The sequence below is a fragment of the uncultured Halovibrio sp. genome (assembly GCF_913056445.1).
Taxonomy (GTDB): domain Bacteria; phylum Pseudomonadota; class Gammaproteobacteria; order Pseudomonadales; family Oleiphilaceae; genus Halospina; species Halospina utahensis_B.
Window position 1 is genome coordinate 45,695 of record NZ_CAJXMA010000009.1, and the last position, 9,606, is coordinate 55,300.

Below are 9,606 nucleotides of genomic sequence, written 5' to 3' on the forward strand. Positions count from 1 at the left end.
CAAAAGCTAAATCCTACCCAACGCGATCAGACGGATAGACGCGCATACCCGAAATCATCAAAAACCGGACACTCCGATTTGCCACAGAGAACCTAATCGCAATAATATGAGAATATTCTAATGCACACTGAAACCAGGCCATCCAATGACTCACTGTATCCGCATACTCGCATTCCTGCTGCTGCTCCCCGCAGTTGCCATCCCATCCGAGCCGGTTCAGGTTCACGAGCGAGATCAACGCATAGAGGGCGCCCGGTCGGTCGTCAATCAGCTGGCAACCGAACTTGCTTCTGAGCTCAGGTCCGCGATGAAGGAAGAAGGTCCAGAGGCGGCAATCCGGGTGTGCAGAGATCGCGCACCGGCCATTAAATCCCGGCTTTCCCGCAAAACCGGCTGGCGGATAACCCGGGTCGGGACCCGGGTACGGAATCCGCTTCTGGGTATGCCAGATGCCCATGAGTCGCGGGTACTCACCCGGTTCCAGGAGCAACTGGATCAGGGAGCGACAATGAAAAACCTTGAACATAGTAGTATTCAGAAAGTGGGCGACTCCCGCTATCTGCGCTACATGAAACCGATCGGCGTCAAACCCCAGTGCATGGGCTGTCATGGACCGGAAGAGAACCAGTCCGAAGCCATCAGGGCCGCGCTTGAAAAACAGTATCCGGCTGACCAGGCGACAGGCTACGAGCCTGGTGATCTGAGAGGAGCGTTTTCCGTCATTCAGGATCTTGACAGACCCTACGAGGAGCCCTGAGTCGGTACCGGCGCCCGGAGTAACCGTGACCGGGCGCGGCGATACATTCCGTTACAAACTCCAGTGTCCGCTGCCTGATCGATGTGCGTAGTTAACAGTGCACACTTCAATAATTCAGGAGCAGTAATGGAACGCGTTAACTTTGGTTCGGAAGATATCGGCAACAAGCTTGCTGAGATGAGTGATCGTGACATCGACCAGCTGGCCTTTGGCGCCATCAACCTTGATGCCAATGGCAAAATTCTCAGCTATAACAAAGCAGAAGGCGAGATCACCGGACGTAAGCCGGAAGAGGTGATCGGCAAGAACTTCTTCACGGAAGTCGCTCCCTGCACCAAGACGGACGACTTTTTCGGGAAATTTCAGGAAGGCGTGAAGAGCGGCAACCTGAGCACCATGTTCGAGTACACCTTTGACTATCAGATGAAGCCGACGAAGGTGAAGGTGCACATGAAAAAGTCCCTCGATGGGAATAGCTACTGGGTTTTCGTCAAGCGCGTCTGATGCAGCTCGGAACCCACCCCACCCTGGCGGTACTGAGCCACCTGATCGGCAGCGAACTGGCCAGCCAGCGAGGCGCCAGCAGTGCCGATCTTGTGAGCAAAGCCACCGCCGGGAACTCTCTCAGAGACGGCCCACTGGCGGTTGACTCAATAGAACAACTGGCGCTGGCTCGAGCGGTCAACGAGTTTTTTGACCTGGAAGCCAGTGGCCTTGATGAATGGCTGCTGCGAAAAGACGCCGTTGAGGATTGGGTGGCTCTGATCCGGGAAGGCCTCGCTGATGGCACTACCCATATTGGATTCCGCTCAGGGGGCACGACGGGAGAGCCAAGGCTTAATCGTCTGCCGATAGCCCATCTTGAAAGCGAGGTCTCACTGCTTGCCAGCGCGTTTTCAGACCGGTGCCGTATAGTCGGGGTCGCTCCCCCGCATCATATCTATGGCTTCATCTGGGGACCACTGCTCGCTGACGTGCTGCAGGTGCCCTATTGCCATGGTGACACGGCACAGCAATTTGCACTGGACCCGGAGCCCGGCGATCTTGTCGTGGCATACCCGGAGTGGTGGCGTTATCGCAGTGGTCGCCATACTGAGTTCAACACTGACGTTGCTGGAGTAACCTCTACCGCGCCCTGCCCGCCGGAGGTTATCCGAGCGCTCCAAAATCAGAAGCTTGATTCCATGACCGAAGTGTATGGCTCATCCGAGACAGGAGGTATTGGGTGGCGATCAGACCCGGATTCGCCCTTCACCCTCCTGGAACACTGGGAACGCGCCGCTGACGGCAATACCCGCAGCCTGTTTCTTCGGCCCCTGGCTGCCACGGTCGCCGCTCCTGACGAACTCCACTGGTACGACCAGCGGACGCTGGTACCCACGGGAAGACAGGACGGAGCGGTACAGGTTGCCGGGACCAATGTTGACCCCGCCTCCATCGGACGAATGCTCGCAGATCACCCCGGTGTTGTGGAGTGCTCAATCCGGCCCTTCGACACAGGTAGCGGGATCCGGCTCAAGGCGTTCGTGGTGCCGGCGGAAGGAGCTGACCGGGAGACACTTGAAGAGACCCTGCGCCAATGGGTGAATGCCAACCTCGCAACACCGGAGCGGCCAGTACGGTTTGATTTCGGAACAACGCTACCGCGCAATGAAATGGGGAAACTGAGTGACTGGTGACGGAATTCATTGGCCGGGGCATGGCACAACCACCGAGGACGTGGAGCGCATCGCGCTTGGGGAAGCGCTGTCTCTCGGTGAAAACGCCTGGCACCGGATCGGCAAGAGCCACGAACGGCTCAGCCGTTACCTGGAAGAACAGCGCCTCATCTATGGTGTAACCACAGGCTACGGGCCCCTGGCGGATACCCTTGTAGGCGGTGACTACAGCGAGGCCCTTCAACGGAATCTTGTTGCCCACCTCAGTGCTGGCGTGGGAGAGCCCCTCTCTCAGGAGCAGACGCGTGCCACCATGGCGGCGCGCATCAGTGCCCTCGGCCTGGGCGCCTCCGGCATTTCTCCATCCGCCCTCAATCAGCTTCTGCGCTGCCTTAACGCGGGCGCGCTTCCGGTCGTTCCCGCCATGGGTACTGTTGGCGCAAGCGGTGATCTGACCCCATTGGCCCACATCGCCGGAGCTCTCATGGGCAAAGGGTGGATCCGGCACGCTAACGGCGGGGCTGAACCTGCGGCGGAAGTTCTTGAACGCCTGGGACTGAAACCGCTGGAACCCGCCGGTAAAGATGCCATTGCCCTGGTCAATGGCACCTCCGCCATGACGGGTATTGCCGCACTCAATGACCGTCTGGCGGAACGAGCCCTGCGCTGGAGCACCCTGATCACCGTGGCTCACGCCCAGGCTCTGCGTGGACGCCGTGAGGCCTGGCACAGTGCCTTTGGCGAACTGCGGCCACATCCGGGCCAAAAGAAGTTGCATCGTTGGCTGGCCATTCTGGATGATGCCCCACCTGATGCAATGACCGATGAGGGCCAGGTCTCAACAGACGCCCTGCACCAGCTCAGTGCGCCCATTCAGGATCCCTACAGTCTCCGTTGTGCGCCCCAGCTTCTTGGGGCTGTTGCGGACCAGATTGATTGGCATACGCAGACCGTGACCACGGAACTCAATAGTGTGACCGACAACCCTGTCCTCCCGGACACTTTCGATCAGGCTCTTCATGGCGGCAACTTCTACGGCCAGCACGTAGCCCTGGCCTCGGATGCGTTGGCCAACGCCGTCATCACGCTGGCGGTCCACGCGGAGCGGCGCATTGCCCGCCTGGCCAACCCCCGTCTGAACCAGGACCTGCCCGCTTTCCTGACGGGCTCGGAAACGGGACTGAACAGCGGATTCATGGGAGCACAGGTTACGGCAAGCGCCCTGCTAGCGGAGATGCGCACCCAGGCGGCACCCGCTTCGATCCAGTCCATCCCGACCAACGGCGACAACCAGGATGTGGTGACCATGGGAACCATCGGGGCGCGCAGAACGCATCACCTGCTGGCCCTGCTCTACCGGCTTCTGGCGATCGATGCCCTGATGGCGGTCCAGGCCCTTGAGCTGCGTGCGGAGCCTGATCTGCGTTCCGAGGCAACAGCGCAGATGATGGTATGGGTCCGTGCCCATTCCCCCTTGCTCACCTCCGACCGGGCGCTGTCTGAAGACATTGAAAAAACAGCCGACGCCATGCGGTGCCCATGGACAATGCCCTCCCACCTGGCGTTGAGCCATCAGGTGGATTGAAAACGCCTATCCATTTAATGCTTCCCGGTGGTTGAACACGAGATGTCCAGACACCATTATTCCAATAAGGCGTAATGTTATGAACAGGCAAACCAAGGAGCACCCATGTCGACCAACCGCATAGGCATTGAAGAAAGCAAGGCTCAGGGCCTGGCTGACCAGCTGAACGAACTGCTGGCCCACTACCAGATCTTCTACATGAACGTCCGCGGCTATCACTGGAACATCAAAGGCGATAAATTCTTCGAACTGCACACCAAGTTCGAGGAACTCTACACGGATTTGCTCCTCAAGGTGGATGAGATCGCTGAGCGCATCCTGACTCTCGGCTACCGCCCGATTCACGCATACTCGGAGTACATGAACCTGTCCCGGATTCCAGAACGGACGAACGTAACCGACGGGCACCAGTGCGTGAAGGAGATCCTCGACGGGCTTTCTGTGCTCATCAAGCTGGAACGGGACATCCTGGAAGCCTCCGGAGAGGCCAGCGATGAGGGTACCAACTCACTGATGAGTGACTACATCACTGAACAGGAGAAAACCGCCTGGATGTACAGCAGCTTCCTGGGGGAATAGCCACGCTGCCACCGAATCGCACATCCCATGAACAGGGAGATTGTTCCTTGTTCTGGTAGCCCTGTTATTTCCAGGCCCTCAGACACTCTGAGGGCTGGTTGGGCCCATCGCCCCATCGGCATCAGAATCTGCGGACCGAGCAACAACCGCTGAGCTGCCCCGGAACTGCCGTTCAGACGGACGGCAGACCCGAAAGGGCCATGGCGAGTTCCCCATCGCTGTACTCATGGTCGCTGAGCTCGCCTGCGAAATAGGACGTGTAAGCCGCCATATCAAAGTGCCCGTGGCCGCACAGGTTGAACAGGATGGTCTCGGCTCTGCCCTCTTCCCGACAGCGGATAGCCTCGTCGATGGCACCCCGCACCGCGTGGTTCGCTTCCGGCGCCGGCACAATCCCCTCATTACGCGCGAACAGAATCCCTGCCTCGAAACAGGCCTTCTGGGGATAGGCAACCGCCTCGAACAGGCCCAGCTGTTTAGCGTGCGAAACCAGCGGCGCCATGCCGTGATAGCGCAGCCCGCCGGCGTGGAAACCGGGCGGCGTAAAGCCTGACCCCAGGGTGTGCATGCGCGTCAGCGGGGTCATCTTCGCCGTATCACCATAATCATAGGCGTACTGGCCACGGGTCAGTGTCGGGCATGATGAGGGTTCCACGGCGACCACACGCGGGCTTTCACCGCCACGCAGTGACTGGCCGATGAACGGGAAGGCAAAACCGGCAAAGTTGGAGCCGCCACCGGTGCAGCCCACAATCACATCGGGCGAATCCCCGGCCATGGCCATCTGCTCCATGGTTTCCTGGCCGATCACCGTCTGGTGCAGCAGGACATGGTTCAGCACCGAGCCCAGCGCGTACTTGGTGCCTGGATCCTGGGCTGCCAGCTCCACCGCCTCGGAGATGGCGATACCCAGGCTGCCGGTATGGTCCGGATTGTCCGCGAGTACGCTGCGGCCGAACTCGGTCTCATTCGACGGAGAGGCAATACAGCGCGCCCCGTAGGTTTCCATGACTGCCCGCCGATAGGGTTTCTGATCGTAGGAAACCCGTACCTGGAAGACCTGAACGTCCATATCCATGAGCGCACCGGCGTAGGCCAGCGAGGTGCCCCACTGCCCCGCCCCGGTCTCCGTGGTGAGACGGCGGATACCCGCCTCGCGGTTGAAAAAGGCCTGGGGTATGGCGCTGTTGGGCTTGTGGCTGCCGGCAGGGCTCACGCCCTCGTACTTGTAGTAGATCTTCGCCGGGGTTCCCAGCGCCTTTTCCAGAGCATGGGCACGATACAGGGGCGCGGGCCGCCATTGACGGTAAACGTCCCTGACCGGCTCAGGGATCGGCACCTCCCGCTCTGTGGTTACCTCCTGCTCAATCAGCGACGCAGGAAACAGCGGCTCCAGATCCGCTGGCGTCACCGGCTCATGGGTTGCCGGATTGAGCACGGGCGGCAACGGCTCCGGCAGATCCGCCTGGAGGTTGTACCAATGGGTGGGAATACGGCTTTCGTCGAGCAGGAACTTGGTGGTCATTGCGGGTCCCGGATTCAGTGTTTCAGACCCGCCATATGATACCCGGGCCGAGTGCGGGCGTCACCGGGGCCATGCGGGCGGAATTGATGATTGACCGGGAGACCCACAATGGTTATCCATAGAGGCTCAATCAAACCAATCCTTTCCGGTGACCCCAAGCATGCACTTTCTGATTTTTCTCGGTTCCGTCCGTGACAGCACGCCTCCCAATCCCCCCAGGCTGGGGCTGCGCGTTGCCCGCGCCTGCGCTGACCAGATAGAGCATGACGGGGCGCATTCTGCTGAGATCATAGACCCCCTGGACTACGATCTGGGCGGTATCTTCAAGCCCCATTTCGCCTACCCGGCAAGCAGGGTGCCGGATGACCTGGACGCCCTGGCACAACGCATCCAGGCAGCGGATGGTTACGTCATGATCAGCCCGGAATACAACCATTCCATGAGCCCTGCCCTGGCGCATCTGCTCAATCACTTCGGCAGTTCCCTGTTCTCCTATAAACCAAGCGCCATCGTCAGCTACTCAGCCGGCCAGTGGGGAGGAACCCGCGCCGCCGTTGCCATGCGGACCTTTCTGTCCGAGCTCGGCTGCCTGCCGGTTTCCGCCATGATCCAGATTCCCAGAGCCCGGGATGTTCTGGATGAGGCGGGAAACGTATCGGATGAGGCGGAGGCGGCTGACTGGGCCGCCTACTTCGACCGTACCTTCCAGCAGCTCTTCTGGTGGGCGGACGCCACGCGCCAGCACCGGCAGAAGGTCGACCCCCATTCGCTGGCCCGACCCTTCCGGCGGGATCCATCCCAGCGCAATGCGCCCGGCTGATCAGGCCGGGCCCTGGGTTCCCCGATACGGGATTACTGACCCAGCAGATCCGTAATGGTTTCTCGTGTGGGCACTGAGCCGCTGTGTCTCAGCTGACCATCGACGGCCACAGCCGGGGTCGACATGACCTGGTACTGCATAATGACCTGCGGATCGGTGACCTTCTCGACCTCGGCATCAACGCCAAGCTCCGAGGCGACCTCACGGATCGCATCCGCAGTGTTGTCACATTTCTTACAGCCGGTGCCGAGCACTTCAATACGCATGGGTATGCACTCCTTCTTTATCAGGTTCAGATGGCGGAGCCCTCAGGCTCCAGCGAACAGCCAGGGACTGACCGCATTCATGATCCAGCCGACAACCATGAAATTGAGCAGCAGGATCACAAAGATGAGCCCAAGCAGACGGTACTGCATTACCTGCTTGAGCATGATGAACTCGGGGAAGCTTGCCGCCACCGTGCTCATACAGAAGGCCAGCGTTGTGCCAACGGGCAGGCCTTTGACGATGAGACTTTCCATCACCGGGATGACCGCGGTCGCGTTGGAGTAAAGCGGCAGCCCCGCCAGAACGCCCGCGGGAACGCTCCACCACTGGCCGGATCCAAGGTGCTGCGCAAACCATCCCTCCGGTACAAAGCCATGCAGTGCCGACCCGAGTGCAACGCCGATAAGGACCCACTTCCAGATACGGCCCACGATGTCGCGCACTTCCGCACTGGCAAACCGGTGCCGGTCCTTCAGCGTCAGCTTCTGGGCGTTACCGCCCGGCTCGGGGCTGGTCTGGGCGTCGGCTCCAGCCTGCTGGTAGGCCTTTGCCGCAAAGGACTGGAGCCAGCGCTCGCCGCGCAGCAGGTCCAGAATCATGCCACCGGTAACGCCCACCAGTATTCCGATCACCACATAAACAAGCGTGAACTGCCACCCCAGAAGGCCCCAGAGCATGATCACAGCCACCTCGTTGATGATGGGAGACGTGAACAGGAAGGCCATGGTCACCCCCAGCGGAATGCCGGCACTGGTAAACCCCAGGAACAGCGGTATGCTGGAGCATGAGCAGAAGGGCGTAATGGCGCCAAACCCGGAACCGAGAAAGTACCCCGTCAGGCGATGACGATGCTGGATATAGTACCTTACGCGCTCCAGGTTCAGAGATGCCCTGGCCAGGGCGATCACGTAGATCATCACAACCAGCAGCACGAGGATTTTACTGGTATCCTCCACGAAAAAGTGCATCGCGTCGGCAAATCGGGTCCCTTCCTCGAATCCCAGTCTTTTATAGACAATCCAGTCGGCAAGCCATGTAAAAATCGCCAGCATTGGTATCCTCGCTGAATGGAATAATGATCGGCTCTACAGGGGGAGACGAACCAATACGCAAAAGGATGCAGCTTTTTTCAGTCAGACGGAGAAGCAGAAGCACGATGAGCTACGAATGCGTTCTGAGCGCCTGGCACGACCACAGCGATGAGCTCGCCGGATACCTCGCACAGCGTGCGGCATCCCGGGAAGAAGCCGAGGATCTGCTGCAGGAGCTGTTTGTGCGCGCCATGCGCGAAGGTAACGGTTTCTGTGGGCTGGACAACCCGAAAGCGTGGCTTTTCCGGGTTGCCAGGAATCAACTCATCGACCGGCAGAGATTGCGGAAGCCCCACTCAGATCTCTCCGAGGTCACACTCGAGGCTCCCAGCCATTCACGCTCTCCCGTTTCAGAGCTGCAGCAGTGCATCGCCCGGAATCTTCCCGGCCTTGAGGAGGCGGATCGGCATATCCTGCAGGCCTGTGATCTTGAGGGCATGACCCACAACGATTACGCCAGCCATCATGGGCTTTCGCTGCCAGCGACCAAGGCGCGGGTGCGCCGTGCCCGCCAGCGCCTGCGGGCGCTTCTGGTCAGCAACTGCAACATCATCCTTGATGAGCACGGCAGGGTCTGCTGTCACCGCGCGCTCAGCGTCCTCGACAGCTGAGCGGCACGGCGCGCTTACACCTCTGCAACCAGGCTTTCGCGGGAGATTTCCCCTACAGCGCGCGCACCGGTCAGGGTCATTGCCACACGCATCTCACTCTCGATGAGATCCAGAAGGTGCGTGACGCCCCTTTCTCCGGCTGTGGCGAGTGCATAGACGAAAGCACGGCCGAGCAGAACACCGTCAGCCCCCTGGGCAAGCATGCGCACCACATCCAGTCCGGATCGGATACCGGAATCCGCCAGCAGCGTGAGCTCATCCCCGACCGCATCCGCGATCATCGGCATGGCGCGGGCGCTGGACAGGGCACCGTCGAGCTGGCGGCCGCCATGGTTGGAGACGACAATGCCGTCGGCGCCGAACCGCACCGCATCCCGGGCGTCCTCGGGATCCAGGATGCCCTTGATCACCATGGAGCCCCGCCAGAACTCGCGGATCCACTCAAGATCCTTCCAGCCGATGGACGGATCAAAGTTCCTGCCGAGCCAGCCCACATAGTCCTCGAGGCTGATCGTCTCAGCGGAGAGTTCGACCGCCGTCACGCTGAGGTCGTCGTGACGGCCGAACACCTCGAACGCGTACCGGACCGCCCGTTCGCTCGTCGGCGATACCCCGAAGGCGCTCTGTGGCACCCGGCTCTCTACGGGAACGATGTCGAATGGCAGTAGCAGGTGCATACGCGGGGGGAGGGACGCAATAGGGTTAGCTCCTGA

11 protein-coding genes are annotated in these 9,606 nt (G+C 60.3%); 7 read left to right on the forward strand and 4 right to left on the reverse strand.

Annotated features, from left to right (window positions below; all coding sequences use genetic code 11):
* Nucleotides 1–145 precede the first annotated feature (145 nt).
* The 5 genes from QZ501_RS03725 (at nucleotide 146) to QZ501_RS03745 (ending at nucleotide 4,579) form a co-directional block, all read left to right on the forward strand.
* Complete coding sequence (locus QZ501_RS03725; RefSeq protein ID WP_151439547.1) at nucleotides 146–757, forward strand: DUF3365 domain-containing protein; 612 nt, start codon at nucleotides 146–148, stop codon at nucleotides 755–757.
* 126 nt (nucleotides 758–883) lie between these two features.
* Nucleotides 884–1,261, forward strand: a complete 378-nt coding sequence (gene pyp, locus QZ501_RS03730; protein ID WP_151439548.1) for a photoactive yellow protein — start codon at nucleotides 884–886, stop codon at nucleotides 1,259–1,261.
* Complete coding sequence (locus QZ501_RS03735) at nucleotides 1,261–2,436, forward strand: hypothetical protein (RefSeq protein WP_295717265.1); 1,176 nt, start codon at nucleotides 1,261–1,263, stop codon at nucleotides 2,434–2,436. The genes pyp and QZ501_RS03735 overlap by 1 nt, the downstream gene beginning before the upstream one ends.
* On the forward strand, nucleotides 2,426–4,000 hold the full coding sequence (locus tag QZ501_RS03740; protein WP_295717268.1) for an aromatic amino acid ammonia-lyase: 1,575 nt from the start codon (nucleotides 2,426–2,428) through the stop codon (nucleotides 3,998–4,000). Before QZ501_RS03735 ends, QZ501_RS03740 begins: the two co-directional genes overlap by 11 nt.
* A 105-nt stretch (nucleotides 4,001–4,105) precedes the next feature.
* The gene (locus QZ501_RS03745) at nucleotides 4,106–4,579 is read left to right on the forward strand and encodes a Dps family protein (protein ID WP_151439550.1); all 474 of its coding nucleotides are present in this window, start codon (nucleotides 4,106–4,108) and stop codon (nucleotides 4,577–4,579) included.
* A 172-nt stretch (nucleotides 4,580–4,751) separates the two neighbouring features.
* On the opposite strand, the gene QZ501_RS03750 is transcribed toward QZ501_RS03745, so the two are convergent.
* Nucleotides 4,752–6,104, reverse strand: a complete 1,353-nt coding sequence (locus tag QZ501_RS03750; protein WP_151439551.1) for a TrpB-like pyridoxal phosphate-dependent enzyme — start codon at nucleotides 6,102–6,104, stop codon at nucleotides 4,752–4,754.
* A gap of 160 nt (nucleotides 6,105–6,264) precedes the next feature.
* Between QZ501_RS03750 and QZ501_RS03755 the strand changes: the two genes are divergently transcribed.
* Nucleotides 6,265–6,924 carry an NAD(P)H-dependent oxidoreductase gene (locus QZ501_RS03755; protein ID WP_295717272.1) on the forward strand — a complete coding sequence of 220 codons (660 nt, stop codon included), beginning with the start codon at nucleotides 6,265–6,267 and terminating at the stop codon, nucleotides 6,922–6,924.
* A 32-nt stretch (nucleotides 6,925–6,956) separates the two neighbouring features.
* Here QZ501_RS03755 and QZ501_RS03760 read toward each other — a convergent pair whose 3' ends face one another.
* Nucleotides 6,957–7,190: a thioredoxin family protein gene (locus tag QZ501_RS03760; RefSeq protein ID WP_295717274.1), complete on the reverse strand. Its 234-nt coding sequence runs from the start codon at nucleotides 7,188–7,190 to the stop codon at nucleotides 6,957–6,959.
* Nucleotides 7,191–7,232: 42 nt separating this feature from the next.
* Nucleotides 7,233–8,243: a permease gene (locus QZ501_RS03765; RefSeq protein ID WP_295717276.1), complete on the reverse strand. Its 1,011-nt coding sequence runs from the start codon at nucleotides 8,241–8,243 to the stop codon at nucleotides 7,233–7,235.
* 104 nt (nucleotides 8,244–8,347) lie between these two features.
* On the opposite strand from QZ501_RS03765, the gene QZ501_RS03770 reads away from it, so the two are divergent.
* The gene (locus QZ501_RS03770; protein ID WP_295717278.1) at nucleotides 8,348–8,893 is read left to right on the forward strand and encodes a sigma-70 family RNA polymerase sigma factor; all 546 of its coding nucleotides are present in this window, start codon (nucleotides 8,348–8,350) and stop codon (nucleotides 8,891–8,893) included.
* 14 nt (nucleotides 8,894–8,907) lie between these two features.
* Here QZ501_RS03770 and QZ501_RS03775 read toward each other — a convergent pair.
* The coding region (locus QZ501_RS03775) for an alpha-hydroxy-acid oxidizing protein (protein WP_295717280.1) at nucleotides 8,908–9,606 on the reverse strand (699 nt) is incomplete at its 5' end.